The sequence below is a fragment of the Rhizobium sp. LARHSG275 genome, from assembly GCF_052871115.1.
The window spans coordinates 21,294-46,539 of sequence record NZ_JBIXJN010000034.1 but is presented as its reverse complement, the minus strand read 5'-3'; the positions used below and the strand labels follow the sequence as shown (position 1 = coordinate 46,539).

The following is a 25,246-nucleotide window of genomic DNA, read 5'->3' as shown; positions in this document are numbered from 1 at the left end:
GCAAACCGTCTCGCGCAGCACAATGCGACGGAGCAGCACCGCCCCCCTTTATCGAGACGACGATCTCCAAACCGGCCCAACGAAAAATCATGCCCTACATCCATCGGCGACGCTCCCAAATCAAAACATCGCCAAAACAATCATACGGCCCGCAGTAAAGGAATCCGACCCCCGCAAACCGAGTCAATCCGTCGCACCGACTTATGTATATGCCCTAGCGCTACCCGAGGGCAGAACGGTGATACAATTTCTGTATCAGGACCTGCCGGCGTCCAAACGGTCGTGGTGGCTGATCGTCGAAAAGCATGGTGAGGTCGATCTGTGCTGGTACGATCCGGGATTCGACGTTGACCTCTATGTTTCGACCGACCTGCACACCATGACCGAAATCTGGATGGGGCTGGTCACGGTCGAGAAGGCCGGAGCGAAGGTCGCCTTGACCGGCGACCATGATATCGCAAAGAAAATGCAGACATGGCTGGGGCTCAGCCCCTTTGCGATCGAACCGAAGCGCGCGGCCTAGCAGAGGCGAGTGCTCCCCCCTGCATATCAGGCGTGAGGCATAGACTAAGCCACTGAAATATCTCCACTATTCCGATAGTGTGTATATGACATTGGTTTTAGGGGGCCGAATGGTGCCCAGGACCGGAATCGAACCAGTGACACGCGGATTTTCAATCCGCTGCTCTACCAACTGAGCTACCTGGGCTAACCTGCTTCCAATGGTTCTTTTCAAGAAAAGAACCGCGGGGCCTTGGTTCACCCCGGAAGCGAGCGGGGTTATAGCATCTTGTTCGCCCATGGCAAGCGTCAAATGACTCTTTTTTGACGGTCTTGCCGGCTTTGCGGATTCATGAGGAAAAATAAGAGCTTCGCGGGCGGAATTCTCTAGTTTTCCTCATCCGGATAGTCGGCCTTCGTCTCATCGTCGGCAACCGGAATGGCATAGGCGCCGGTCAGCCAACGGGAGAGATCGGCCTCGCGGCAGCGGTTGGAGCAGAAGGGGTAATGTTCGCGGTGGGAAGGTTTGCCGCATTCGGGGCAAGGGCGGGTCTTGCGTAGCGGTTCGACCTTGGCGGCGGCTTTCTTGTCTTCAGGCATATCGGTCCGTCCTAAAGCATGTCGCGTAAAAGTGTGTCGCGGTTTTGCGACAACGACATGCGTAAAAACAAAGCCTTAAAGCGCGACGCGCGGATCTGAAAGATCGTGGCGCGCTTTAAGCATCGGCCGGTCGGGCTTAGCCCTCGGGCCACCGGCTATGCACATCGAAGCCTTCGCCGGTCAGAAGCAGAATGGTTTCATAAAGCGGTAGGCCGACGACATTGGTGTAGGAGCCCACCATCTTCTGCACGAAGGTGCCGGCAAGGCCCTGAATGCCATAGGCGCCTGCCTTGCCGCGCCACTGGCCGGAGGCCAGGTAGTTCTCGATCTCGAAGCCGGAGAGACGCTTGAAGCGCACCTTGGTCTCGACGATCTTCTGACGGATCTTTCGATCCGGCGTCACCAGGCAAACGCCGGTGTAGACCATATGGTTGCGTCCCGACAAAAGATGCAGCGAGTTCAACGCCTCATCGGCGAACTCAGCCTTGCCGAGGATGCGCCGTCCAACGGCGACCACCGTATCGGCAGACAGGATATAGCTGCCCTTCCAGGTGATATCGCCCTTGATGGCGGCAAGGGCTGCTTCCGCCTTCTCAGCCGAAAGCCTGCGGGCGAGCGACCGCGGATGCTCCGATTTCTTCGGCGCCTCGTCGATATCCATCGGCATCAGGCGCGAGGGCTCGATGCCGGCCTGGTTGAGCAGGTCGACGCGACGGGGCGAGCCCGAGGCCAGAATGAGCTTGTATTTCAGCGCCATGGAACCTCGACCATCGGCAGACGGGAGTGGGGCAAGCTTATTTGAAACGGTAGGTGATACGGCCCTTGGTCAAATCGTAGGGCGTCATTTCCACAAGCACCTTGTCGCCAGCGAGAACGCGGATGCGGTTCTTGCGCATGCGACCGGCGGTGTGGGCGATGATCTCGTGTTCATTTTCGAGCTTCACGCGGAACGTCGCATTCGGCAGAAGTTCGGTGACAATTCCCGGGAATTCGAGGACTTCTTCTTTAGGCATATAAGTGTTTTCTTCCTGTGAGTTGAATAGGCAGCGCAGCGCGCGCCTTGAAATTTGGGCGGAAACTACACAATCAACGAAGCTTTGTGAACCTTGTTGATCAGGCTTTCCTTTATTTGTTTTCATGCCGATTGCGCGGCAATGCCATTTCGCTTGAGTAGCCGGCTTTCGATGAGGCCGGCCAGGTGATCGCGGACCTCGCGATAGCTTTGCAGAATCTGCTCGCGCGTTCCGCTCGCAACCGTTGGATCCATGGTCGGCCAGTAGATGACATCGACCGCACTCGACCGCGTCAGTTCGAGTGCTGCGTGATGGGCCTGCGGCGACAGCGTGATGATCAGATCGAAATAATCGTCCTCGAGCTCTTCCAGCGTCTGCGGCTGGCGGCGCCCGAGGGAAAGCCCGATCTCCTCGAGCACTGCATCCACGAAGGGATCGCGCTCGCCGGCGCGAACGCCAGCGGACCTGATATAAGTATTGGCGGGCAGAATACCACGGGCGATCGCTTCTGCCATCGGCGAGCGGATGGCATTCATCCCGCACATGAAGAGTATGGCGCCTGGCCGCTTTCCCTCTTCGATGTCGACGGCGCGCTCCATCGCCGTCATCCGCGCCAGTAGAGCACGCAGACCAGCGTGAAAAGGCGCCGGGCGGTATCGAAATCGACCTCTATCTTGCCGGCCAGCCTATCCTTCAGCGTCTGCGAGCCTTCATTGTGGATGCCGCGCCGGCCCATGTCGATCGCCTCGATGCGGCTCGGCGTCGACGAACGGATCGCTTCGTAATAGCTCTCGCAGATCATGAAGTAATCCTTGACGATCCGCCGGAAGGGCGTGAGCGACAGGATATGGGTGGCGACGCCGCCACCCTCTTCGGTGGTGATGGCGAAAACCAGCTTCGAATCGACCAGCGAGATGTTCAGCCGGTAAGGCCCGCCGGCATGGCCGAGCGGCTCGAACCTGTTCTCCTCGATCAGATCGAAGATGGCGACGGCGCGTTCATGCTCGACGTCGGGCGTCGAACGGCCGATCGTATCGTCAAGGACGACGTCGCAAAGCCGGAAATCGCCCTTCGCCATGCCCTCACCTTTCGAGGTTGAGGCGGATCGCGACCGATCGCGCATGGGCATCTAGGCCTTCGGAAACGGCAAGGGCGATCGCCGCCGGGCCGAGGGTGCGGAGCTGCTGCGGGCCGAGACGCAGGATCGAGGTGCGCTTGACGAAATCGAGCACCGAAAGACCGGAGGAGAAGCGCGCCGACCGCGCCGTCGGCAGCACATGGTTCGAACCGCCGACATAATCGCCGATCACCTCAGGCGTATGGGCGCCGATGAAGATCGCGCCGGCATTGCGAATGCCGTCGAGCAGCCGGTCCGGATCGGCGACGGCGAGTTCCAGATGCTCGGCAGCGATACGGTTTGCCAGCGGAATGGCCTGTTTCAGATCGGCAACGAGGATGACCGCGCCGAAATCGCGCCAACTCGCTGCCGCCGTCTCGGCCCTGGTCAGCGTCTTCAGCTGGCGTTCGACCGCCTGCTCCACCGCTTTGCCGAATGCGGCATCGTCGGTGATCAGGATCGCCTGGGAACTAACGTCGTGCTCAGCCTGCGCCAAGAGGTCGGCGGCGATCCAATCCGGATTATTGTCCTTGTCTGCAATGACCAAAACCTCGGAAGGGCCGGCGATCATATCGATGCCGACGGTGCCGAAGACATGGCGCTTGGCGGCGGCGACATAGGCATTGCCGGGGCCGGTGATCTTGGCGACTGGGGCGATCGTCTCGGTGCCGTAAGCAAGAGCCGCGATCGCCTGGGCGCCGCCGACACGATAAATCTCCGTGACGCCGACAAGCTTGGCGGCGGCAAGAACCGCCGGGTTGACGGCGCCGCCGGTGGCGGGAACGGCGATGACGATGCGATCGACGCCGGCGACCTTGGCCGGCACGGCGTTCATCAGCACTGAGCTTGGATAGCTCGCGGTGCCGCCCGGAACATAGAGCCCGACCGCTTCGATCGCCGTCCATCGCGAGCCGAGACCGACGCCCATATCGTCCTCGTAGATATCGTCCTTCGGCAGCTGCCGGCGATGATGGGATTCGATGCGCAGTGCCGCGAGCTTCAGCGCCCCCAACACTTCCGAAGGCACCGCCTCGACGGCGGCGTCGATTTCCTCTGATGTGACGCGCATCGGGATTTTGGCGTAATCGATGCCGTCGAATTTCAGCGAATATTCGGCCAACGCGCTGTCGCCGCGAGCTTTGATATCATCGATGATGGCGCGAACGACGATGTTCACATCCTCGGAGACTTCACGTTTCGTCGTCAGAAAGGCGGCAAAATGCTGCTCGAAACCTTCCGATGCCTGATCCAGCCAGATTGCCAAGGCCGATATTCCTTCTCAACTCGAAACTGCGATGTTCAAACTCAAGGCGTCAAGCACTAGCGGTGGCGAGGCTTGGCGACAGCCGCCCAGGCGCCGCCGATATCGGCCATCTGGACCTCGATGCATTCGACATCGAGCGCAATCGACGCCGTGCCCGACAGCGCCAGCTCGACCGTACCATCAGGCCCCTCGCCCTTCTTTTCGAAGCGCAGCGCCAGCAGCGACAGCACCTCGTCGCGTTTTCCGCGATCGATGCCGAGCGAACGGACGGCAAGCACGCGCTTGAAAACAAGGGCTGTGCGGCGGCGCTCGAAACCCCTGCGCTTGCGCTCGGCACCTTCCCAGACGAAACGATTGACGGCAAGCGCGAACTGCGCGTCGCGCGGCGACCAGTCGATGTCGCCGACCTTGAAGACGCTGTCCTGCATATGCGCGGAAATGATCGCAAGATCCTCGTCATCGAGCGCAACAAGTTTCAGGTCGGTCATTCCGTCTCATCCCATTGGCGGCCAAGGCCGGGCACCGCCGGAATGGCGATGCGTCAGACAAGGGAAATAAGGCGCCGCGGCCAATTACGCAACCAGGATAAAGGGCGCCTTAGCACCCTCTCCTCATTCGCTGATGCGCTCGACGATGGCGCCGCAGCGGGTCAGCTTTTCCTCGAGCCGCTCGAAACCGCGGTCAAGGTGATAGACACGGGAGACCGTGGTTTCGCCCTCGGCGGCAAGACCGGCGATGACGAGCGAAACGGAGGCGCGCAGATCGGTCGCCATAACAGGCGCGCCGCGCAGGCGTTGGACACCCTCGATCTTCGCAGTCTGGCCGGACAGCGAGATCCTGGCGCCGAGGCGGGCAAGCTCCTGCACATGCATGAAGCGGTTTTCGAAGATGGTCTCGGTGACATGCGAGACGCCGGAAGAACGGGTCATCAGCGCCATGAACTGCGCCTGCAGATCTGTGGGGAAACCCGGGAAAGGATCGGTGACGATATCGACCGGTCTGATGCCGGCGCCGTTGCGCTTGATGCGCATGCCGTTGTTGGTCGACGAGATTTCCGCACCGGCGCGGCGCAGCGTTTCAAGCGCGGTTTCGAGCAACGCCATGTCGGTATTTTCGAGCACGACGTCGCCGCCGGCCATGGCGACGGCCATGGCATAGGTGCCGGTCTCGATGCGATCCGGCAGAACGCGATGGCGAGCGCCGGAGAGCGAGGTGACACCTTCGATGGTGATCGTCGCCGTGCCGGCGCCGGTAATTTTGGCGCCCATGGCGTTCAGGCAGTTGGCGAGATCGACGACCTCAGGCTCGCGGGCGGCATTGCCGATGACAGTCGTGCCGCGGGCAAGCGTTGCCGCCATCATCACCACATGGGTGGCGCCGACGGAGACCTTCGGGAAGGTGTAGCGTGCGCCGATCAGGCCGCCGGCAGGCGCCTTGGCGTTGATATAACCGGCATCGATCTCCATGGTCGCGCCGAGCGCCGTCAGGCCCTCGATGAAGAGATCGACGGGGCGCGTGCCGATGGCACAGCCGCCCGGCAGCGAAACGCGGCAATGGCCTTCGCGCGCCAAGAGCGGCCCGATGACCCAGAAGGAGGCGCGCATCTTCGAGACCAGTTCATAGGATGCGGTGGTATCGACGATGGTGCGGCAGGTGAAATGGATCGTGCGCGCATAGGAGTCTTCCTGGCGCTCGCGCCGCCCGTTGACGGCGACGTCGACGCCGTGGTTGCCGAGGATGCGCATCAGCAGCTCGACATCGGCCAGGTGCGGCACGTTTTCGAGCGTCAGCGTGTCGCTGGTCAGAAGCGAGGCGATCATCAGCGGCAGTGCAGCATTCTTGGCGCCGGAAATCGGAATGATGCCATTCAGCTCATTACCGCCGACGATTCTGATACGATCCATGTGCGCTTACGGGCAGCGCCCGCCTTTCCTGAAAGTTCTGCCTTGAAATAAGGAGTGAGGTGTTTAGGGGATTTATCGACACGCTTCAATTCGCGACGGACGGAACATTACGATTCGTCCATTTTTGCGGCGGGCAGTCCATTTGTTTCGTCGGCTTGGCCGGAACGGCGGGCGCGGACCTGCTGTTTGCGTCTCCCCAGATTTTCCCTGAGCTTTTCGGCGGCGCGTTCACGGCGCAGTTTCGCCTGTGCCTCGATCGCCTCTTTACGGCTCTTCTGGCCGGTTTCGGTCTTGTCGTTCATGTGAGCAGAATTAGCTGAATTCGCGCCAATCCAAAAGTCCCTTGCATCTCTATCCACGCGAAGTTTGATTTTGCGGCTTGCGCTTGTCGTCAAGCTGTGGCAATAGCCGCCCCGTTCCCGCAATTGAGCCGCTCGGCTCCGCGGTCTGGTCCTGCTGCCGTAGCTCAGTGGTAGAGCACACCCTTGGTAAGGGTGAGGTCGGTGGTTCAATCCCACTCGGCAGCACCAGTTTTCCAGCAGGTAGTCCACATTGTTTCGTCTGCGCTCGTCGAAGCTCAATGACAAGTGGGAAGCAGTAGGCTCCGATGAGCACAATCGGGAATTTCGGTTACGTCGAGATAATAAGGCATGGACAGCGACAACTCCCACCGTTCAAGCAGATCGACAGTTACCTTCGGAACTCCGTCAGATATACCTTCCACATACCATTGCTCTAATGACTCTGCTAACAGCAAACTTGCGCGAAAGGCAGCTATGTCTATCGCACACACAATGCGGCAGATGGCACGGTCCATATATTTCCGCTGCATTCTCGGAACAACCTCAGTAGAAATACGCGTCAGGAAAGCATCTTCGGCTGATATCGCTGCACCGTGCGCGAGAGCCGGCGTAGATAGCGCCGAGCAGAGAAAAGCAGCCTGGATCAATTTTCGATCTAAAACCATGTCGGAGCCCCCTCAGCTTGCCGAACATGGTAGCGACGGCAGCGCGCCGGCGCTATACAACTTATTTGCGACCGGTAAAAATTCCTCTTGGCCTGCGTGCGCACGCAACCTCACCCGCAGGCAGACATTTCGTCTCATCAGCAATCAACGATTCACTATTGTTGACCGCAAAAATCACGCTAGAGTAACTATCGCAAAGTCTCCCCGGAGGAACTGGGAGATGTTGCGCTTCTTTTCTGTCGAAAATCGTGGAGGAGTGTCGATGGCAACTGAAAGATGGAACAGCCCGGTCAAGGTTGGTTTCGAAGATGCCGATGCGCGAACGGTCAATGGGCCGTTCGATGCGCTGAAGTGCCTGGCGGATCTCTGGCCGAGTGTGCGCGGGCTTCACTACATCAAGGCCCGCAGTGCCTGCCGGGCGGCGCTCGACGGGCGCAAGAGCGTGGAAGAAGCAAGAGCCGAGTTCCTGGCGGCCGCCGAAGAAGCGAAGCTGAAGCTGCATTAGCAGTTCGGCAAGGAATTTCGGCGATTTTCGCCTTCTGGCGCGCAAGCGTGCCGGAACGGGACAATGCTTTAATTTTGGGCTTTAATTTTGGTTTAACCCTGCAACAAATGCGTGCCGGGTTTTGGTGCAAAGGGCGTTGCGCCCGGTACAGGTGTATTCATAGAAGACGACCAGCCATCATGATGATGGTTAGAGGCTCGTCACCTCTGCGGAAACGCAGGCGAGCCTCGTCCGAGCAAAACGGACGCCTCAGCAGTCCGCGCCGCCCTCACTCTCCACTTCGATATAACCGACACCGATGATCGTGCCATCCGATGCGCGGATGAAGGACGGCAAATACTGAGGCTCTGCCGGCGTGCAGGCGATGGCCCCGGTATATTCGTTGAGGGCGATCTGGTCCTTCGGCAAAGCGGAATAATTTGTGCCGGTTTCCAGCGAGGCGTAGGCGGAGCCGGCAAAGACACTGCCTGAAATCAAGGTGATTGTCCAAAGGCGAAGAAGCAACGACATGAGGGTCTCCAGCGTTTAGATCCGGCATTTCAACACGCGGGAGAGCACTTGGTTCCCTTTATGCATCGCAAGGACAGGTGAGCAGAGGGCCGGGGCACCATCTTACGATTTCAGCGTCGCAGCAGGCGGCTGCGCACATAGCCTCGGCCGACGACGCTCTCGGCAATCTCGATCGCCCGCTCGACATCACCCCGCCGGCGTATGAAACCTTCCAGGATGACATATGAGCCCGATATGTCGACGATGATTTCCGCCACTTCGATATCGTCGGCGGCATGAAGGGCGCTCTCCACCGAGGCGCGTGTCGCCGCGTCGCTGTGATCCTGACGGCCGGATTCCTCATGGTTCGTGAATGCTGCAAAGCCGAGCACAGTGGCCTCTCCTGATGTCAGTTGATATCCGTTAACGCCTCGGCAAAGCATTTCGTTGCGGTGCGCTGGGCTATTTCCCGTCGACCCTGGCATGGACGATCCTTGGCGAAAGGCGCCGCGGCTTCCATATCTGGCTGCAGTCGAATGTGGGATGATGACGATGAAAGCGCTTCTGCCCGCCTTGTTTGCCGGGGCATTGCTTGCCGGCTGCTCCTCGGCCGATAGGCCGGCGCTGGAACCCATTCCGGGCAGCATCACCTATGGCGGCCAGCCGCGAACCAAGCTCAGCAAATCGCCGGTCGGCAGCGTCGTCTACAACCAGTTCTACAACGGAACCGGCCAGCGCGTTGAGGAAACCTATATCCTTCAGCCCGACCGCAGCCTGAAGCTGGTGCGGCGCGAGATCGGCCCGGATTTTCCCGACTGAGATTTTGCCAGCGCGCCAGATCGCTTGACAGGGAGGGCAATAGCGAACATTCAAGGAACATCTAATCTTTCCCCAGTGATTCTGCGGGAGCCCGACCGGACGGCTGGATGTATCTCGAAAAGCTCAATCCGCAGCAGCGCATGGCCGTCGAGCACGGCACGCTCATCGACGGCAGCCATATTGCCGGGCCGCTGCTGGTCATTGCCGGCGCCGGTTCCGGCAAGACGAATACATTGGCGCATCGGGTCGCCCATCTCATCGTCAAAGGCGCCGATCCCCGCCGCATCCTGCTGATGACTTTCTCGCGTCGGGCAGCCGCCGAGATGGCGCGGCGTGTCGAGCGCATCTGCCGCGATGTGCTTGGTGCAAATGCCGGCGTCATGGCGGATGCGCTTTCCTGGTCCGGCACCTTCCACGGCATCGGCGCGCGGCTGTTGCGCGATTATAGCCAGCAGATCGGCCTCGATCCGGATTTCACCATCCACGACCGCGAAGACAGCGCCGATCTGATGAACCTGATCCGGCACGACCTCGGCTTCTCCAAGACGGAAAGCCGCTTTCCCACCAAGGGCACCTGCCTTGCCATCTATTCCAGGGCAGTGAATTCGGAAACCGCGCTCGACCTCGTGCTGCGGGACGTCTTTCCCTGGTGCGCGGCGTGGGAGAAACAGCTGCGCGAACTTTTCGCCTGTTATGTTGAGGCCAAACAGAGCCAGAACGTGCTCGATTACGACGATCTGCTGCTCTACTGGGCGCAGATGGTCGGCGAGACTGTCATTGCCGAGGATATCGGCAGCCGCTTCGACCATGTGCTGGTCGACGAATATCAGGATACCAACCGGTTGCAGGCCTCGATCCTGCTGGCGCTGAAGCCCCAAGGCCAGGGGCTGACCGTGGTCGGCGACGATGCGCAGTCGATCTACTCCTTCCGCGCGGCGACGGTGCGCAATATCCTCGATTTTCCCGCCGCCTTCAGCCCGGCGGCCAATATCGTCACGCTCGATCGCAATTACCGCTCGACGCAGCCGATCCTCGCCGCCGCCAATGCCGTTATCGATCTCGCCTCGGAGCGCTTTACCAAGAACCTCTGGACCGAGCGGCAATCCTCCGAGCGGCCGCGCCTGGTCACGGTGCGCGACGAGGCCGAGCAGGCGCGCTACATCACCGACATGGTGCTCGACAATCGCGAGGAAGGCCTCACGCTCAAGCAGCAAGCCGTACTCTTCCGCGCCTCGCATCACAGCGGGCCGCTGGAGGTCGAGTTGACCCGGCGCAACATTCCCTTCGTCAAGTTCGGCGGGCTGAAGTTTCTCGACAGCGCGCATGTGAAGGACATGCTGGCCGCCCTTCGCTTCGCGCAGAACCCGCGCGATCGGGTGGCGGGCTTCCGGCTGATGCAGATCCTGCCGGGCGTCGGGCCGTCGACGGCGCAGAAGACGCTCGACCTGATGGCCGAGGATGCCAGTCCGATTTCTGCTCTTGCTGCCATGCCGGCGCCGCCACGCTCGGGCGAGGACTGGACGATGTTCGTTTCGATGCTGCAGGAGCTGAAGACCGGCAAGGCCGGCTGGCCGGCGGAAATCGGCCTGGCGCGGCAATGGTACGCGCCGCATCTGGAACGGCTGCACGAGGACGCAGCGACGCGGCAGGCCGATCTGCTGCAGCTCGAACAGATCGCCGGCGGTTATGCCTCGCGCGAGCGTTTCCTGACCGAACTCACCCTCGATCCGCCGGATGCGACCAGCGACCAGGCAGGCGTGCCGCTTCTCGACGATGACTACCTCATCCTTTCCACAATCCATTCCGCCAAGGGCCAGGAATGGACGAAGGTGTTCATGCTTAACGTCGTCGACGGCTGCATACCGAGCGATCTCGCCGTCGGCACCACCGCCGAAATCGAAGAGGAACGCCGGCTGCTTTACGTCGCCATGACACGCGCCCGGGATGGTCTCGACCTCGTCGTGCCGCAACGCTTCTTCACCTATGGGCAGAACTCGCAGGGCGACCGGCACGTCTATGCCTCCCGCAGCCGCTTCATTCCCGCGACCCTGCTGCAGTTCTTCGAGGCCTGCAACTGGCCGCAGGGGAAATCGGAGGCCGCTCAAGCGCAGGCGCGGCAGGTGCGCATCGATGTCGGCGCCCGCATGCGCGGCATGTGGCGATAACTGACTAGCGTTCAGAGTGAAAGCGGCGGCTCGGCCGGTTTCAGGAATTCCTCGAGCCTTGCTGACTCCACGGCCTCGACTGATGCCGGCGACCATTTCGGATTGCGGTCCTTGTCGATGACGGCGGCGCGGATGCCCTCGAAGAAATCCGGATTATCCAGCATCCGCAGACAGGCGCCGAGTTCGCGGCCGAGGCATTCTGCAAGCGAGGTACTGCGGCGGCCGGCTCTCAGCAGCCGCAAAGCGAGCTTCAGGCTGGTCGGTGAACGCGTCAGCAGCACCCGGCGCGTCTCGGCGGCGAATTCACCCTCCTCCTCGGCGAGTGCTGCCAGGATCTCCTCGACGCTGTCGAACCGAAATGCGCGATCGATCGTCGCTGCGTTCTGCTTGAGCCGCCCTTCTCCCGCGGGCTCCGAAAGCGCCTGCAGCGTGGCATCGACATCGCCGGATGAGCTGGCGCGCGGCAGGCCGGAGAGAGCGTCGACCACCTCGCCGAGCCGCGACGAGGCGATCTGAAGGTCAGCAAGGCGGGCGTGGATCGCATCGGCCGCACCAATATCGAGCCCTGTCAGGCCGAGCCATGTTCCGGCCTCGCCCGGCGCACGGGGCAGCAGCCAGGTGGCACCGACATCCGGGACATAGCCGATGCCGGTTTCGGGCATGGCCAGCCGCGTGCGCTCGGTGACGATGCGGTGGCGGCCGTGCGACGACAGACCGACGCCGCCGCCCATGGTGATGCCGTCCATCAGCGCGACATAGGGTTTGGGATAGGCGGCAATCAGATGGTTGAGGCGAAATTCCTCGCGCCAGAAGGTACCTGCGAGGCCATCGCCGGCGCGGGCGCTCTCATGCAGGGCGCGGATATCGCCGCCGGCGCAGAAGCCGCGTTCGCCCTCTCCCGTCATCACGACGCATGCCACCTCGGGGTCACCGGCAAAATCATGAAGGGAAGCAGTGATCGCACCGATCATCGGCAGGGTCAGGCTGTTCAGCGCCCGCGGCCGGTTGAGGCGGATGACGCCCGCAGTCCCCCGCTGTTCAATGATGACTTCGCCTTGCATGGTTCACCTCATTGTTACGACCATGAATAGACGACGACGTAGCTTCGCTCCAGTCGATTCAAGTCCGGTCGGGAGATTGGTTCAGGCAGACAGCGAATTGCGGGCGGAGGCTTCGGCCTCGCACCGGACGGCGTAATCGATGGCAAGTTCCAGCGGCAGCGGCCGCGAGAAATGATAGCCCTGCGCCAGGCGAACGCCCATCGCCTTCAATCCCTCGGCAATCTCTTCGCTTTCGACGCCTTCGGCGACGGAGGCAATGCCAAGATTCTGGCAGAGATTGGCGACCGAGCGCGTGATGTTCATGCAACGGGCGTCGCGATCGAAATTCATCACGAAAGACTTGTCGATCTTCAGCTTGTCGAAGGCGAGACGATGAATATGGCTGAGGCTCGAATAGCCGGTGCCGAAATCGTCAAGCGCGATCGAGATGCCGGCAGCGCGCAGCATTGATATCACCTGGTCGGCGGCGTCGAAATCGGAGAGCAGCGCCGTCTCGGTAATCTCGAATTCGATGCGCCTGGGATCGATGCCGGAGCGGGTGATCATGGCAAGCAGCGCCATCGAGGTCTCGTGATCGCAGATATCGCGCGCCGAGAGATTGAAGGACAGCCTGAGATGCCGTGGAATGATCGCCAGCGCTTCGAGCGCCTTGGCGAAGAGGATGCGTGTCATGCGGCCGATGACTGCCGTGCGCTCGGCAGCGGGGATGAAGGCGTCCGGGCTGATGCGGCCGAAGCGGGCGCTATCCCAGCGGGCAAGCGCCTCGTAAGCGACGACGCGGCCGCTCTTCAATTCGACGATCGGCTGATAGTCGAGTTTCAATTCCTTGGCGAAATCGTTCGCCTGCAGTTCGAGTTCGATCAGGTGGCGCTGCGTCAGGATCTTCTCGTGCTCGGCCGAGAAGAATTCGACGCCGCTGCTGCGCTTGCTCTTGACCTGGTAGAGGGCGAAATCCGCTTTCTCGTAGAGATCCTCGGCGGTATATGTGCCGATATCGGGATAGACGATGCCGCAGGAGCCGAAGACGCGGACCGAGCCATCGGGGATTTCGAAAGGGTCGCGGACGGCAGCACAGAGCGCCTGACCGAGATCGGCGATCGCCTGGCGTGTCATCGAGCAGGGGAAGATGATCCCGAACTCATCGCCGCCGAGACGGGAGACGATGCCCTCTTCGCCGACCCGCGCGACGAAGCGGCGGGCCGTCTCCTTGAGCACGAGATCGCCGGCGGCATGGCCGAAGACGTCGTTGACGGGCTTGAAGCCATCGAGATCGAGAATGCCGAGGACGGGCGGCGCGGACGGATTCTTCTGCAGCCGTTGTTCCAGCGAGAGAAAGAAGCTGCGGCGGTTGGCAAGGCCGGTCAGCTGGTCATGCAGGGCGTTGCGGCTATTGACGCGGTTCAGTTCCTCGGCTTCCGCCTGCTTCTGCTTCAGCTCCTCGGTCAATTGCACGAGACCGACGAAATTCTGGAAATAGCTGTTGATCACTCTGAGGAAGGGCAGGATCAGGAAGATGCCGCTGATGGCCGTCGCGACAAAAACGGGATTGCCCGAGAACAAGAAGGTCGCAATCATGGCCGAGAAGGTGATGACCGTGGTCAGCGCCGCCGCCATCGGCAGGTGCATCAGGCAAAAGATGCAGGAAATGCCTGTCACGACGAGGAAATAGGCGATCTGCCCCTGCTGGGAGGCATCGCCATATTGGTAGAGCGCGATCGCCCAGCCGCCGAAAGCAACAGCCAGCATGCCGGCCCCCGATATCGTCACCTTCATCAGCCTGTAGGCCCGCTCGGCGGTCACATCTTCCTTGCCCCGGATCTCCCACCAGCAGAGACGGAAGACACAGACGACGCTCAAGACCACCGGAATGTAGAGCGAGAGCCAAAGGGGGGCGGATTTGAGGTGGGTGATCGCCACCGCAAGAGCGTTGATGATCAGCAGGACGTAGAGAATGGGGATCTGCGACGACAAGGCCCGGAACTGCGCCGTCAGAAGCGTCGGATTGTCTTTTTGCAGCTGCAATGAGGCCAGAAAGTTCTTCATCTTCTCCTTTCCGTCGGCCAGAGCCAGCCAGAGAAAGCTTGATTTTTCCTTATTCACGTCGCGGCATGCGATCCCCGCAGGCGCGGGGACGGTAAACATGCTTCTGACATCAGAACGAAGCGGCGGCCAGTGCCCGGTGGATGCTATGCAGGTCGTCGACACTCTTGTTCGACAGGAACAGTTCCCAATCGAGCGAGCTCTGGACGATGGTTTCCAGCGAATCGTATCTGGGCTTCCAGTCGAGCACCTGCCGGGCGAGCGAAGCGTCTGCGACGACGCTTGCCGAATCGCCGGCGCGCCGCGGCGCCATGTGGATCTTGAAGGAATGCCCGTGCAGGCGGGTGACCATGTTCAGCACGTCGAGCACGGAATAGCCGCTACCATAACCGCAATTGGCAACGAGCGAGCCCTTGTCCCTGCGCAGGTGCTGCAGCGCTTTCAGATGCGCATCGGTGAGATCGCTGACATGGATGTAGTCGCGCACGCCGGTACCGTCATGGGTGGGATAGTCGATGCCGTAGACATTGACGCTGTCGCGCCTGCCGAGCGCTGCCTCGCAGGCGACCTTGATGAGGTGCGTGGCGCCTGAAGTCGACTGGCCGGCGCGGTGATGCGGGTCGGCGCCGGCGACGTTGAAATAGCGCAGCGCGACATAGTTGAAATCATAGGCGGCGGCGGCATCGCGCAGCATGAACTCGGTCATCAGCTTCGACTGGCCGTAAGGATTTTCCGGATTGAGCGGGGCCGTCTCCTTCACCGGCAGGTCGGTCTTTTGTTGACCGTAGACCGCCGCCGTCGAGGAGAAGACGAAGTTACGGATACCGGCCTTGACCGAAGCGCTCAGCAGCGCCCGGGTCTTGCCGGAATTGTTGTCGTAATAGGAGAGCGGATCTGCGACCGAGACCGGGACGACGGCGGAGCCGGCGAAATGGATGATCGCCTCGATGTCGTTTTCGATGAAGACCTTTTTCAATATGTCGGGATCGGCAATGTCGCCGAGATAGAAACGCGCCGCCGGCGCCACGGCCCAGCGAAAGCCCGTGGAGAGGCGGTCGAGCACGACCACGTCCTCGCCCGCATCGAGCAGCGCCCAAACCATGTGACTGCCGATATATCCGGCCCCGCCCGTCACCAAAACCGCCATGTCCCGCGTCCCTGCTTTCGTTTTTATAAGCAGGGGCATCAGGCGCCGGTTTTTCTTTCCAATTTTCTTATCGAACGGCCATTGGACGGCCCTTGAACGGGTATGTTTGGAGTCGTGGTTAGAGGCCGATTTCGGGCTTTGCTAGAGTTTTATCGATCCGGCGATTCCGGCACAAAATCGCGGCATTCGCGGCTGATGGCTGCCCCTCATCCGCCTGCCGGCACCTTCTCCCCGCTCGCGGGGCGAAGGGGGATCGCCGCAACCTCTCCATTTCTCGCTCCCTTCTCGTAAAGCACGTCCCCTCGCCCCGTTTACGGGGAGAGGGTTAGGGTGAGGGGCGGCCCTCGCCGATCTCCTGGGCCCTGGATGAAGACGATGTCAGAGCTTGAGAATATAGTCGCAGAGGCGCTCGGCCGCGATGGCCACCTGCGCGGGGTCGCGCAGGAAACAGGCGCGCAGGAAGAGTTCGCCGCCTCGGCCGAAAGCGGTTCCGGGGGCAAGGCCGACGCCAGTCTTGTCGACGATATCGAGCGCTGCACTGCGGCTATCGGCGACGCCGTCGATCTTCAGGAAGGCATAGATCGCGCCATCCGGTTTCAGCGTCTCGACGCGGTTGGTGGCGACAAGCGCATCGCAGAGAATATCGCGGGAGCGAGCCGCCTTGGCGATATTGGCAGCGACGAAATCGTCGCCTTGATCAAGGGCCGCAACGGCGCCCTTCTGCATGAATTGCGCCACACCCGAAGTCGAATACTGGATGAGATTTTCGAGCACCTGGCCCATCTCAGGGGGTGCAACGATCCAGCCGACGCGCCAGCCGGTCATCGACCAGTTCTTCGAGAAGGAATTGACGAAGATGACCTTGTCACCCTCTTCCATCACATCGAGGAAAGAGGGGGCTCGGCCGCCGGCAAAATAGTAGCGGGCGTAGATTTCATCCGCCATGATCCAGAGGTCGTGCCTGCGGGCAAGCGCCAGGATATCGCCGAGGTCCTGCTTCGTTGCCGTCCAGCCCGTCGGGTTCGACGGTGTGTTGATGAAGATGCCCTTTGTCTTCGGGGTGATCGCGGTTTCGATACGGTTCAGATCGACCGCCCATTTACCGCCTTCGAACTGCAGCTCGACACCAACGGAGCACGCACCGGATATTTCGAGAGCGGCGGCGATGTTCGGCCAGGAAGGTGAGAGGTAAACCAGTTCGTCACCCGGCGAGGTCAGCGCCTGCACGGCGATCTGGATCGCCTGCATGCCGGAACCGGTGACGTAGAAATGTTCGACTGGAAGCCGGATTCCGAAATGTCTGCTGTAATAATCCGAAAGCGCCTGGCGAAGCTCCGGAATACCGCGCTGCCAGGTGTAGAAGGTCTCGCCTGATGCAAGCGCCTCCATTGCCGCGCGGCTGATGAAATCGGGCGTCGGAAGATCGCCCTCGCCTACCCAGAGCGGCAGCAGACCCTCGCGGCCACGGGCGTAATTGACGACTTCGACGATCCCGCTTTCGGGCGCCGCCAGGGCGCGCGGGCTGAGGCTGCTGACGATCGACATGCACATCTCCGGTTTCCGCCTTCATAGCGGATTTGCACCGGCAAATTCCATGATAACAAGTGATGGCTTATCGATTTTCGTGATGATTGAGCGCCGCTCGGAGCGGACGGGCTCCACCCCGGATCAAGCCGTCGGGCGCTTGGCGAGAAGATCGCGGATTTCCGTCAGCAGTTGAACGTCTGCCGGCGGTGGTGGCATCTCTTCCGGTGCGGCCTTTTCCTGGCGCTCGACCTGCGCACGCATGGTGTTCACGCCCTTGACCATCAGGAAGATGATCCAGGCGAGAATGAGGAAGTTGATGAGCACGGTGAGGAAACTGCCATAGGCAAAGACCGCTCCCTGAGCGCGGGCGGCGGCAAGCGTCGGTGCGTTGACGGCCGACGAGAGCGGGAGGAAGTAATTCGAAAAATCGAAGCCGCCGAAAATGGCGCCGACGATCGGCATGATGAGGTCATCCACCAAAGATTTGACGATGCCACCGAAGGCGCCGCCGATGATGACGCCGACTGCAAGATCCATGACATTGCCGCGGGCGATAAAGGCCTTGAACTCATTGAGCATCGGAGTCCGTCTCCCTTCGATACAGTTGTTTTTATTAGCTACATCTTCATTGCAATTAATCAATCGTCAATCGCAATTCTCCGCCTGAACCTCACCCGTCTTTGACTTAAGGCCTAGACGGCCAGGAATTTCCAAAGCGTCTGAAATAACTTAAGCTGAGCCACGTTGCGGAGGTCCCGGCGGGTTTTCCGCCGGCGGAGGGTCAATGCTTCCAGGCTGGGTCATATTCGCGTCTGCCTTCGGCTATCTGCTCCTGCTTTTCGCCGTGGCAAGCTATGGCGACCGCAAGAACCGCGGCCAGGGCACGCGGCAAGGCGGCCCGGGCAGGCTGGAAGGCGGATGGCCGGTGGTCTACGCGCTGAGCCTTGCGATCTACTGCACCTCCTGGACCTACTTCGGCAGCGTCGGGCTTGCGGCGCAGCGGGGTCTGGAATTTGCCGGCATCTATATCGGCCCCATCCTGGTCTTCACGCTCGGCATGCCGCTGCTTCGCCGCATCATCGAGCTCGCCAAGGCGGAGAAGCTCACATCGGTTGCCGACTTCGTCGCCGCCCGCTACGGCAAGAACTCGACGGTCGCAACGATCGTCGCATTGATCTCGCTGATCGGCGCCATTCCTTATATTGCGCTGCAGCTCAAGGCGATCTCCAGCACCGTCAGCGCCATGGTCAATCCGTCCGATTACGGCATCGGCAGCGGCAATCTCTATTTCCTCGACCTGCCGCTCGTCGCAACGCTGGTGCTTGCCTGCTTCGCCATCATGTTCGGCACGCGGCATACGGATGCGACGGAGCATCAGGATGGCCTGATCCTCGCCGTCTCGATGGAATCGGTAGTCAAGCTCGTCGCCTTCCTGACGGCCGGCGTCTGCGTCATCTGGTTTCTCTTCGATGGCCCGAGCGATCTCTGGCGCAAGACCGTCGACAATGAGTTGGTGATGTCGGCGCTCAGCTACCATACGCCGATCAGCCGCTGGATCACCCTGATCCTATTGTCGGCCTTTGCGATCATCCTGCTGCCGCGGCAATTCCACGTGACGGTCGTCGAAAACCGAACTCCGAAACAGCTGAAACTCGCGGGCTTCCTGTTTCCCACCTATCTCATATCGATCAATCTCTTCGTGCTGCCGGTGGCGATCGGCGGGCTGCTGACCTTCGGCGGCAGCGGCAATGCCGATTTCTACATGCTGTCGCTGCCGCTTGCCGGCCAGATGCCTCTGATTTCACTGATCATCTTCATCGGCGGTTTCTCCGCGGCAACGGCGATGGTCATCGTCGATTCCGTCGCGCTGTCGATCATGGTGTCGAACGACATCATCATGCCGATCTTCCTCAGGCGCAAACTCGCCGGCCGCGCCAGCCAGCGCGACAATTTCGCCAAGACACTGCTTAACATCCGCCGCAGCGCCATTTTCGCTGTGTTGCTGTTCGGCTACGCCTATTACCGTTCGACCGACAGCACTGCCGGCCTTGCCTCGATCGGCCTTCTTTCCTTTGCCGCGATCGCGCAAATCGCCCCGGCGCTATTCGGTGGGCTGATCTGGCGGCGGGCGAACGCGCGCGGCGCGATCCTCGGGCTGACCTCGGGTTTCGTCATCTGGATCTACCTGCTGTTCCTGCCCTCGCTCGGCGGCCCGGATTACTCCTATGTGGCGAGCGCCGTGCTCGGCTTCATCTTCCCCGGCACGACATTGTTCACCGCAGCCGACGCCGATCCGCTGGTCAATACGACAGCGATGAGCCTGCTCGTCAACACCGCCTTCTTTATTGTCGGCTCGCTCACCCGCAACGCCAGACCGCTGGAACGCATCCAGGCCGGCATCTTCGTCAAGCGGCATTCGCGCTCGCAATTTGCCACGCGCGGCTGGAAGACCCGCATCAGCGTCGGCGATCTCAAGGCGGCGATCTCGCGCTATCTCGGCGAAGAGCGCATGCAGCGCTCACTGACGACCTACGAACAGAGCTCCGGCCGCAAGCTGGAGGACGAGCAACCGGCCGACATGGCGCTCATCCATTTCAGCGAACAGCTGCTCGGCAGCGCCATCGGCTCGTCCTCGGCTCGGCTAGTGCTGTCATTGATCCTGCAGAAGATCGAGGATGCCTCTTCCGACACCGCCTGGCTGCTCGACCAGGCGAGCGAGGCACTGCAATATAATCAGGACATGCTACAGACGGCACTTTCGCAGATGGACCAGGGCATTGCGGTCTTCGACAGTTCCAACCGGCTGACGATCTGGAACCGGCGCTTCCGGCAATTGCTGGATCTGCCGGAAAGTGCCGGCCAGGTCGGTTTTCCCCTGTCCGATATCGTCACCACGCTCAGCCAGCGCGGCGACATTGCGCCCGGCGATCTCAGCCAGACGGTGCGACATTTCCTGACGCTCGACAAACCCTTTTCGCTGGTGCTCGGCGGCGGCGAGCGGATCATCGAGGTGCGTTCCAATGCCATGCCCGACAAGGGCATCGTCGCCACCTTCACCGACATCACCCAGCGCGTGAGTGCCGACCAGGCACTGAAACAGGCGAATGAGACTCTGGAGCAGCGCGTTGCCGAACGTACGGCCGAGCTTACCCGCGTCAACCACGAACTCGGCGAGGCACGCGCCGCTGCCGACGAGGCGAATATCGGCAAGACACGCTTTTTTGCCGCCGCCGGCCACGATATCCTGCAGCCGCTCAATGCAGCCAGGCTCTATTCCTCGGCGCTGGTCGAGCGCATGGCGCAATCCGACAACAGCCTGATCGTGCGCAACATCGATTCCGCGCTGGAATCGGTCGAGACCATTCTCGGCGCGGTGCTCGATATCTCCAGGCTCGATACCGGCGCCATGCGACCGCGGCTTGCCTCCGTCGCGCTCTCCGACCTGCTGAAGCGTATCGAGACCGATTTCGCGCCGATCGCCCGCGAAAAACAGCTGAAGCTGGTGGTCATGCCGACATCGCTACGCGTCCGCTCCGATCCCAACCTGCTGCGCCGGCTGGTGCAGAACCTCGTTTCCAACGCCATCAAATACACGATCAGCGGCAAGGTGCTGGTCGGCGCGCGGCGGCGCGGCAACCAGGTGATCATCCAGGTGATCGATTCAGGCATCGGCATTCCGCCATCGAAATTCCGCACCGTGTTCAAGGAATTCGCGCGACTGGACGAGGGCGCGAAAACCGCCTCCGGCCTCGGGCTCGGCCTTTCGATCGTCGACCGCATCGCCCGCGTGCTCAACCATCCGGTCGAGCTGCACTCGACGCATGGCAGGGGCACGGAATTCCGAATCACCATGCCGCTCGACGTCTCGCGCCCAGCCGAGACGCTAGCGGCAGTCACGCCCGCCGACCGTCCGGGGCAGCCGCTGAGCGGGCTGAAAATCCTCTGCATCGACAACGAGCCGAAGATCCTCGAGGGCATGCGGCTGTTGATCAGCGGTTGGGGCTGCGAGGTGGCGGCGCTGGATTGTCTCGCCGACGTGATATCAAGCGACGGTCGCGACGGGCCGCCAGATATCGTCATCGCCGATTATCACCTCGGCGACGGCACCGGCATTGCCGCTATCCTGCATCTGCGCCGGCAGTTCGACGCCGATATTCCCGCTTTACTGATCACGGCCGACCGCACGCCGGAGGTTCGTAGCGAGGCCGAGCGATACGGCATCGCCGTTCAGCACAAGCCGGTGCGGCCGGCAGCACTGCGCGCCTATATCACCCAGATTTCCGGCCTCAAGCGCGCCGCCGCGGAGTAAGAGATCCGCTCAGTCCGTCGCGCCCATGACACGGGCGACCAGATCGCGCACGCGCGCTGCATCCGGCACGTCAGCGAACAGGATGCGGTACATGATCGGCGCCACGACCTGGTCCATGACGCGATCGACATCCGGAAAGACCTCGTCGCGGGCCTTTGCCCTCTCGGCGATGACGCCGATCTGCTGGCGGGTAAATTCAGCGCATTTGCAGGCATTTGCGCCCGCCTGCGCCGCCAGCACGTCGCGGATCATCTCGCGGCCCGGGCCGGAGGACATTTCCTCGGCATATTGCTCGGCCCAGGCTTCGAGATCGGCCTTGCCATTGCCGGCATCGACCGGCTGCATATCCGGGCGCAGCCGATCGACGGCGACATCGGCGAAAAGCTCCTGCAGGTCGCCCCAGCGGCGATAGATGGTCGATGGCGTCACCCCCGCCTTGCCGGCGATCAGGGGGATCGTCACCTCGGCGCGGCTCATCTCGGTCATCAGCTCACGAACCGCCTTGTGCACCGATGCCTGAACCCGGGCGCTTCTGCCGCCCGGACGGAGATTCTCTTTCACTGTCATGCGGGCAACCCGACTTTCTCTCCTTGATGCCGATGGTTCAAAATCTTTGACAGACCTATTAACGCAAAGAATTTGCTTTTACGAAATGCCTGCTCTACATAAGCTAACGCAACGGCTTAGCTTTAAGGAGCTTATATATGTTCGTCGCAGCCAAATCCACCGAGAATTCGCCGCGCCCCTCGATCGGCTTTCATGCGCTGACGCTCGCGACCTTCTTCGGCGCCTCCGCGGCGCCGACGCCGCTCTACCGGATCTATCAGGAAAACTTCTCCGTCTCGCCGGTGCTGATCACGGTGATTTTCGCGGTCTACGCCTTCGCGCTGCTGGCGGCGCTGCTGACCGCCGGCTCAATCTCCGACCATCTCGGCCGCAAGCCGGTGATCTTCTTCGCTCTCGTGCTCGAAATCGTCGCCATGGCGCTCTTCGTCGTCGCAAGCGGTCCCGGCTGGCTGATCGCAGCACGGATCGTGCAGGGGTTGGCAACGGGAATCGCCGGCGCCTCGCTCGGGGCGGCGCTGGTCGATGTCGACCGGGCAAAGGGACAGATCGTCAACTCGATCGCACCGCTTTCCGGCATGGCGGTGGGCGCGGTCGGCACCAGTGCCTTGATCCAATACGGCCCCTTCCCGATGCATCTGATCTATGCGCTGCTGCTCGTCGCCTTCACGCTGCAGGCAGCGGTCATCTGGCTGACACACGAGACCGGTGGCACGCGGCCGGGCGCGCTCGGCTCGCTGATACCGCGGGTCACCATTCCCCAGCAGGTGAAGCGGCCGCTCTCGCTGGTGACGCCGATCAACATCGCCAACTGGACGCTTGCCGGCTTCTATCTCTCGCTGGTCCCGTCCTTGGTCGCCACCACGACCGGCAGCCGGGCGCCACTGACCGGCGGGGCCGTCGTCACCGCGCTGATGGTGAGTGGGGCAATCGCCGTCTATCTCAGGCGCAGCAAGACGGCATCGGCTAATCTCGCTTTCGGCGTATCGGCCAAGACGCTCGGTATCCTGACGGTCGTTGCCGGCGTGCATCTCGCCAATGTGCCGCTGCTGCTGATCGGCACGATTTTCACCGGCGCCGGTTTCGGCACCAATTTCCTCGGTTCGATCGGCACGATCATGCCGCTCGCCAAACCGGATGAGCGGGCCGGGCTGCTGTCGGCCTTCTACGTCCAGAGCTACCTCGCCTTCAGCCTGCCGGCGATCCTGGCCGGGTTCCTGGCGAAATCGGCCGGTTACGCACTGACGACGGACATCTATGCGACGGCGATCCTGCTTTTGATGGGCGTCGGACTGATGAGCATTCGCGCCGACCGACGGAAGATCGCGGGGAGTGCTGCCTGACAGTCTTCACGGCTTAAGGTCGAGCAGCGCCCGGCCGCTGCCATCCATGGCGAAGGGCACCGAGGCGTGCTGATGGGCAACCAGCCAGCGGCCATCCTGCTTGACGAGGCCGAGTGTCTGGCGGAACCAGAGGTCGACCGCAGCGCCGTCGGTCTTGGTCCCGGTCATGCGCATCAGGCCGCTCCAGAAAGCGACATCTTCGCCAACCGTCAGCCTGGCATCGCGCACATCGCCGCCGATCGGGCCTTCCCAGGTATCGAACCAGGCCTGCAGGCCCGCCTCGTCCTTGCCGTAGTAGACAAGCGGCGGCGCCAGCGAAAACTCGACCTCATCCTCGGTCTCGTAGGAAAGCGCATCCTTGGCGTTTTTTTCGCCCAGCGCCTTGGCGCGCATCATCAGCATGGCGATGATCGCCTCTTCCTCGATCTTGGCGTTCGCTTCGTCTTTCACGATCGTTCTCCTTCACCGTTATGGACAGAGGACGAAGGGAGGACGACGTTCCGACATCAGCGATAGAACCGCTGCGCACTTTTGGAATTGCGTCAGAGATAACTCGTCACTGCCGGTTCGTTCCACCAGGCATCGTGCCTGCCGTCGGCATAACGGATAGGCAGTGCTGCCAGTTCCTCGGGGCTGATATCATCGAGGCAGGCGATGTTGATCGAGACATAGGCGCCGCCGATCGCTTCGACATAACCGTCGCCATAGGCCGGCACACCGCAGGTGCAACAGAAGCGATGATGACCGCTCATGGTATTGAATTGATAGTCGGACGTTTCCGCCTGGTCGCACATCAGTCGAAAATCCTCCGGCTTGACGTTGGCGCCCCAATAGCGGCGCTTGGCGCAGATCGAACAATTGCAGCGGCCGGTGCCCTCCTCGAGGTCTATGTCCACCTCGTAGTGCACTTTGCCGCAATGGCAGCTTCCCTTATAGGTTTTCTTCACGGTGCTCTCCTCCTTCGGCGTTGCCTTCAGTTTCCGCATATGACAATATGTTGTCATTATGGATGAGATACAGAATCGACAACATGTTGTCAAACAAAAACGACCGGAGCGAACGATGGAGGGGGACGCTTTTTCCGCTTTCGCCATCACCGCCCTTCGCCTCGCCGGCCATCTGACGGCGGCCGGCGACCGGCTGGCAAAGCCGGCAGGACAGACGAGCGCGCGCTGGCAGGTGCTGGCGGCGGCGCGACGCGGCGGCATGTCGGTGGCGCAGATCGCCCGCGCGCTCGGCGTCGCCCGCCAGGGCGTGCAGCGGCTCGCCGACGTGCTGGAGAGCGAAGGGCTGATCGCCTATGCCGACAACCCGCAGCACCAGCGCGCCAAGCTGGTGCGGCTGACGGAAGAAGGGGCGGCGCGGCTCGGTGTCATTGAGACCGCGCAAGCCGGTTGGGCCGATGAGCTCGGCACGGCGTTTACGTCAGCGGAACTCGATGCGGCACGGTCGGTGATGGCGCGGGTCATGGAGATGCTGGAGGCTGGCGAGACGGCAGGAGGCTGAGCGCGTTACCTGTCTTGCGAGGCTTGTTGTCGCCGGTGACGTGTTCAGCTTGGCGAAGCGAAAGATTCTTTAAAGTCGTGCCGTGGCCGCGCCCCTCTGCCCTGCCGGGCATCTCCCCCACAGGTGGGGAGATCGGCAAGAAGCCATGCCTCGCCCTCAATTTACGATTCACGTGACGGCCAGTTGTTTGGGGAAGCCATCGCACCCATCCAATCTCCCTCCTTGTGGGGGAGATGCCCGGCAGGGCAGAGGGGGGTGTCGCGGACGCATTTCTCGGGAAAGGGCACAACATCAGCCAACCAGATACAAAAAAAGGCCGGGTGAACCCGACCTTCCCTGCTATCTCAACGAACCGTGCCAGTACATCCGTGGTCACGATCCGGAGATGATATTTGGAGCCTTGAA

At 61.5% G+C, this 25,246-nt stretch carries 25 protein-coding genes, 2 tRNA genes and 1 pseudogene; 8 read left to right on the top strand and 20 right to left on the bottom strand.

Going from position 1 to position 25,246, the window contains the following annotated elements:
• Positions 1-523: pseudogene (locus tag ACIPSK_RS31060) on the top strand (hypothetical protein); the annotation flags it as partial.
• A 110-nt stretch (positions 524-633) separates the two neighbouring features.
• Here the strand turns inward: ACIPSK_RS31060 and ACIPSK_RS31055 are convergent.
• From ACIPSK_RS31055 to ACIPSK_RS31010, 10 genes are all read right to left on the bottom strand, one after another.
• Positions 634-709 (bottom strand) — tRNA-Phe (locus tag ACIPSK_RS31055).
• Between the two features lie 179 nt (positions 710-888).
• Positions 889-1,101 (bottom strand): DNA gyrase inhibitor YacG, encoded by a 213-nt coding sequence (yacG, locus tag ACIPSK_RS31050; RefSeq protein ID WP_012755993.1) that lies wholly within the window; start codon positions 1,099-1,101, stop codon positions 889-891.
• Positions 1,102-1,237: 136 nt separating this feature from the next.
• Positions 1,238-1,858 (bottom strand): Maf-like protein, encoded by a 621-nt coding sequence (locus tag ACIPSK_RS31045; protein ID WP_003556345.1) that lies wholly within the window; start codon positions 1,856-1,858, stop codon positions 1,238-1,240.
• 37 nt (positions 1,859-1,895) lie between these two features.
• Positions 1,896-2,114 (bottom strand): translation initiation factor IF-1, encoded by a 219-nt coding sequence (infA, locus tag ACIPSK_RS31040; RefSeq protein WP_003545338.1) that lies wholly within the window; start codon positions 2,112-2,114, stop codon positions 1,896-1,898.
• Between the two features lie 122 nt (positions 2,115-2,236).
• Positions 2,237-2,722 (bottom strand): arsenate-mycothiol transferase ArsC, encoded by a 486-nt coding sequence (locus ACIPSK_RS31035; RefSeq protein WP_170262281.1) that lies wholly within the window; start codon positions 2,720-2,722, stop codon positions 2,237-2,239.
• Positions 2,719-3,192 (bottom strand): UPF0262 family protein, encoded by a 474-nt coding sequence (locus ACIPSK_RS31030; RefSeq protein WP_003545319.1) that lies wholly within the window; start codon positions 3,190-3,192, stop codon positions 2,719-2,721. The genes ACIPSK_RS31035 and ACIPSK_RS31030 overlap by 4 nt, the downstream gene beginning before the upstream one ends.
• 4 nt (positions 3,193-3,196) lie before the next feature.
• A complete protein-coding gene (gene hisD, locus ACIPSK_RS31025) occupies positions 3,197-4,495 on the bottom strand; it encodes a histidinol dehydrogenase (RefSeq protein ID WP_162119245.1) in 1,299 nt (432 codons plus the stop codon).
• Positions 4,496-4,551: 56 nt separating this feature from the next.
• Complete coding sequence (locus ACIPSK_RS31020; protein WP_162119244.1) at positions 4,552-4,983, bottom strand: DUF2948 family protein; 432 nt, start codon at positions 4,981-4,983, stop codon at positions 4,552-4,554.
• Between the two features lie 123 nt (positions 4,984-5,106).
• Positions 5,107-6,399, bottom strand: coding sequence for a UDP-N-acetylglucosamine 1-carboxyvinyltransferase (gene murA / locus ACIPSK_RS31015; RefSeq protein WP_017966944.1), 1,293 nt, complete (start codon positions 6,397-6,399; stop codon positions 5,107-5,109).
• Between the two features lie 107 nt (positions 6,400-6,506).
• Positions 6,507-6,701, bottom strand: a complete 195-nt coding sequence (locus ACIPSK_RS31010; protein ID WP_162119243.1) for a hypothetical protein — start codon at positions 6,699-6,701, stop codon at positions 6,507-6,509.
• Positions 6,702-6,854: 153 nt separating this feature from the next.
• Here ACIPSK_RS31010 and ACIPSK_RS31005 point away from each other — a divergent pair.
• Together ACIPSK_RS31005 and ACIPSK_RS31000 are read left to right on the top strand one after the other, a co-directional pair.
• Positions 6,855-6,929, top strand: a tRNA-Thr gene (locus ACIPSK_RS31005).
• Positions 6,930-7,628: 699 nt separating this feature from the next.
• The gene (locus ACIPSK_RS31000) at positions 7,629-7,871 is read left to right on the top strand and encodes a DUF982 domain-containing protein (RefSeq protein ID WP_162119242.1); all 243 of its coding nucleotides are present in this window, start codon (positions 7,629-7,631) and stop codon (positions 7,869-7,871) included.
• 249 nt (positions 7,872-8,120) lie between these two features.
• Here the strand turns inward: ACIPSK_RS31000 and ACIPSK_RS30995 are convergent, their stop codons facing one another.
• Complete coding sequence (locus ACIPSK_RS30995; RefSeq protein ID WP_162119241.1) at positions 8,121-8,381, bottom strand: hypothetical protein; 261 nt, start codon at positions 8,379-8,381, stop codon at positions 8,121-8,123.
• A gap of 110 nt (positions 8,382-8,491) precedes the next feature.
• Positions 8,492-8,752: a BON domain-containing protein gene (locus ACIPSK_RS30990; protein WP_162119240.1), complete on the bottom strand. Its 261-nt coding sequence runs from the start codon at positions 8,750-8,752 to the stop codon at positions 8,492-8,494.
• 160 nt (positions 8,753-8,912) lie between these two features.
• Here ACIPSK_RS30990 and ACIPSK_RS30985 point away from each other — a divergent pair, with 160 nt between their 5' ends.
• Both ACIPSK_RS30985 and ACIPSK_RS30980 read left to right on the top strand, forming a co-directional pair.
• Positions 8,913-9,179 carry a hypothetical protein gene (locus tag ACIPSK_RS30985; protein ID WP_162119239.1) on the top strand — a complete coding sequence of 89 codons (267 nt, stop codon included), beginning with the start codon at positions 8,913-8,915 and terminating at the stop codon, positions 9,177-9,179.
• Between the two features lie 107 nt (positions 9,180-9,286).
• A complete protein-coding gene (locus ACIPSK_RS30980) occupies positions 9,287-11,344 on the top strand; it encodes an ATP-dependent helicase (RefSeq protein ID WP_162119238.1) in 2,058 nt (685 codons plus the stop codon).
• 11 nt (positions 11,345-11,355) lie between these two features.
• Here the strand turns inward: ACIPSK_RS30980 and ACIPSK_RS30975 are convergent, their stop codons facing one another.
• The 5 genes from ACIPSK_RS30975 to mscL form a co-directional block, all read right to left on the bottom strand.
• The gene (locus ACIPSK_RS30975; protein ID WP_162119237.1) at positions 11,356-12,405 is read right to left on the bottom strand and encodes an enoyl-CoA hydratase/isomerase family protein; all 1,050 of its coding nucleotides are present in this window, start codon (positions 12,403-12,405) and stop codon (positions 11,356-11,358) included.
• Between the two features lie 81 nt (positions 12,406-12,486).
• Entirely contained in the window at positions 12,487-14,448 is a 1,962-nt protein-coding gene (locus ACIPSK_RS30970) for a putative bifunctional diguanylate cyclase/phosphodiesterase (protein WP_162119236.1), read from the bottom strand.
• Between the two features lie 109 nt (positions 14,449-14,557).
• Positions 14,558-15,592, bottom strand: coding sequence for a UDP-glucose 4-epimerase GalE (gene galE, locus ACIPSK_RS30965; RefSeq protein WP_075224277.1), 1,035 nt, complete (start codon positions 15,590-15,592; stop codon positions 14,558-14,560).
• A gap of 378 nt (positions 15,593-15,970) precedes the next feature.
• Positions 15,971-17,137 carry a pyridoxal phosphate-dependent aminotransferase gene (locus ACIPSK_RS30960; protein WP_162119235.1) on the bottom strand — a complete coding sequence of 389 codons (1,167 nt, stop codon included), beginning with the start codon at positions 17,135-17,137 and terminating at the stop codon, positions 15,971-15,973.
• A 123-nt stretch (positions 17,138-17,260) separates the two neighbouring features.
• Positions 17,261-17,698 carry a large conductance mechanosensitive channel protein MscL gene (gene mscL, locus ACIPSK_RS30955; protein ID WP_162119234.1) on the bottom strand — a complete coding sequence of 146 codons (438 nt, stop codon included), beginning with the start codon at positions 17,696-17,698 and terminating at the stop codon, positions 17,261-17,263.
• A 205-nt stretch (positions 17,699-17,903) separates the two neighbouring features.
• Between mscL and ACIPSK_RS30950 the strand changes: the two genes are divergently transcribed.
• The gene (locus tag ACIPSK_RS30950; RefSeq protein WP_162119233.1) at positions 17,904-21,428 is read left to right on the top strand and encodes a PAS domain-containing hybrid sensor histidine kinase/response regulator; all 3,525 of its coding nucleotides are present in this window, start codon (positions 17,904-17,906) and stop codon (positions 21,426-21,428) included.
• A gap of 9 nt (positions 21,429-21,437) precedes the next feature.
• Here ACIPSK_RS30950 and ACIPSK_RS30945 read toward each other — a convergent pair whose 3' ends face one another.
• Positions 21,438-21,995, bottom strand: coding sequence for a TetR/AcrR family transcriptional regulator (locus ACIPSK_RS30945; protein WP_162119232.1), 558 nt, complete (start codon positions 21,993-21,995; stop codon positions 21,438-21,440).
• Positions 21,996-22,132: 137 nt separating this feature from the next.
• Between ACIPSK_RS30945 and ACIPSK_RS30940 the strand changes: the two genes are divergently transcribed.
• Entirely contained in the window at positions 22,133-23,335 is a 1,203-nt protein-coding gene (locus ACIPSK_RS30940) for an MFS transporter (protein ID WP_162119231.1), read from the top strand.
• Between the two features lie 6 nt (positions 23,336-23,341).
• Here ACIPSK_RS30940 and ACIPSK_RS30935 read toward each other — a convergent pair whose 3' ends face one another.
• Both ACIPSK_RS30935 and ACIPSK_RS30930 read right to left on the bottom strand, forming a co-directional pair.
• Complete coding sequence (locus tag ACIPSK_RS30935) at positions 23,342-23,785, bottom strand: nuclear transport factor 2 family protein (protein WP_162119230.1); 444 nt, start codon at positions 23,783-23,785, stop codon at positions 23,342-23,344.
• Positions 23,786-23,877: 92 nt separating this feature from the next.
• Complete coding sequence (locus tag ACIPSK_RS30930) at positions 23,878-24,282, bottom strand: GFA family protein (protein ID WP_162119229.1); 405 nt, start codon at positions 24,280-24,282, stop codon at positions 23,878-23,880.
• 58 nt (positions 24,283-24,340) lie between these two features.
• On the opposite strand from ACIPSK_RS30930, the gene ACIPSK_RS30925 reads away from it, so the two are divergent.
• On the top strand, positions 24,341-24,841 hold the full coding sequence (locus ACIPSK_RS30925; RefSeq protein WP_162119228.1) for a MarR family winged helix-turn-helix transcriptional regulator: 501 nt from the start codon (positions 24,341-24,343) through the stop codon (positions 24,839-24,841).
• Positions 24,842-25,246 lie beyond the last annotated feature (405 nt).

Coding starts and splice junctions, on each gene's coding strand:
- ACIPSK_RS30950 (WP_162119233.1), top strand. CDS start 17,904: ATGCTTCCAGGCTGGGTCATATTCGCGTCTGCCTTCGGCTATCTGCTC.
- ACIPSK_RS30995 (WP_162119241.1), bottom strand. CDS start 8,381: ATGTCGTTGCTTCTTCGCCTTTGGACAATCACCTTGATTTCAGGCAGT.
- ACIPSK_RS31035 (WP_170262281.1), bottom strand. CDS start 2,722: ATGACGGCGATGGAGCGCGCCGTCGACATCGAAGAGGGAAAGCGGCCA.
- infA (WP_003545338.1), bottom strand. CDS start 2,114: ATGCCTAAAGAAGAAGTCCTCGAATTCCCGGGAATTGTCACCGAACTT.
- murA (WP_017966944.1), bottom strand. CDS start 6,399: ATGGATCGTATCAGAATCGTCGGCGGTAATGAGCTGAATGGCATCATT.
- ACIPSK_RS30945 (WP_162119232.1), bottom strand. CDS start 21,995: ATGACAGTGAAAGAGAATCTCCGTCCGGGCGGCAGAAGCGCCCGGGTT.
- ACIPSK_RS31000 (WP_162119242.1), top strand. CDS start 7,629: ATGGCAACTGAAAGATGGAACAGCCCGGTCAAGGTTGGTTTCGAAGAT.
- mscL (WP_162119234.1), bottom strand. CDS start 17,698: ATGCTCAATGAGTTCAAGGCCTTTATCGCCCGCGGCAATGTCATGGAT.
- ACIPSK_RS31020 (WP_162119244.1), bottom strand. CDS start 4,983: ATGACCGACCTGAAACTTGTTGCGCTCGATGACGAGGATCTTGCGATC.
- ACIPSK_RS30940 (WP_162119231.1), top strand. CDS start 22,133: ATGTTCGTCGCAGCCAAATCCACCGAGAATTCGCCGCGCCCCTCGATC.
- ACIPSK_RS30985 (WP_162119239.1), top strand. CDS start 8,913: ATGAAAGCGCTTCTGCCCGCCTTGTTTGCCGGGGCATTGCTTGCCGGC.
- ACIPSK_RS30970 (WP_162119236.1), bottom strand. CDS start 14,448: ATGAAGAACTTTCTGGCCTCATTGCAGCTGCAAAAAGACAATCCGACG.
- ACIPSK_RS30925 (WP_162119228.1), top strand. CDS start 24,341: ATGGATGAGATACAGAATCGACAACATGTTGTCAAACAAAAACGACCG.
- ACIPSK_RS31010 (WP_162119243.1), bottom strand. CDS start 6,701: ATGAACGACAAGACCGAAACCGGCCAGAAGAGCCGTAAAGAGGCGATC.
- galE (WP_075224277.1), bottom strand. CDS start 15,592: ATGGCGGTTTTGGTGACGGGCGGGGCCGGATATATCGGCAGTCACATG.
- ACIPSK_RS30975 (WP_162119237.1), bottom strand. CDS start 12,405: ATGCAAGGCGAAGTCATCATTGAACAGCGGGGGACTGCGGGCGTCATC.
- ACIPSK_RS30980 (WP_162119238.1), top strand. CDS start 9,287: ATGTATCTCGAAAAGCTCAATCCGCAGCAGCGCATGGCCGTCGAGCAC.
- ACIPSK_RS30960 (WP_162119235.1), bottom strand. CDS start 17,137: ATGTCGATCGTCAGCAGCCTCAGCCCGCGCGCCCTGGCGGCGCCCGAA.
- ACIPSK_RS31045 (WP_003556345.1), bottom strand. CDS start 1,858: ATGGCGCTGAAATACAAGCTCATTCTGGCCTCGGGCTCGCCCCGTCGC.
- ACIPSK_RS31030 (WP_003545319.1), bottom strand. CDS start 3,192: ATGGCGAAGGGCGATTTCCGGCTTTGCGACGTCGTCCTTGACGATACG.
- yacG (WP_012755993.1), bottom strand. CDS start 1,101: ATGCCTGAAGACAAGAAAGCCGCCGCCAAGGTCGAACCGCTACGCAAG.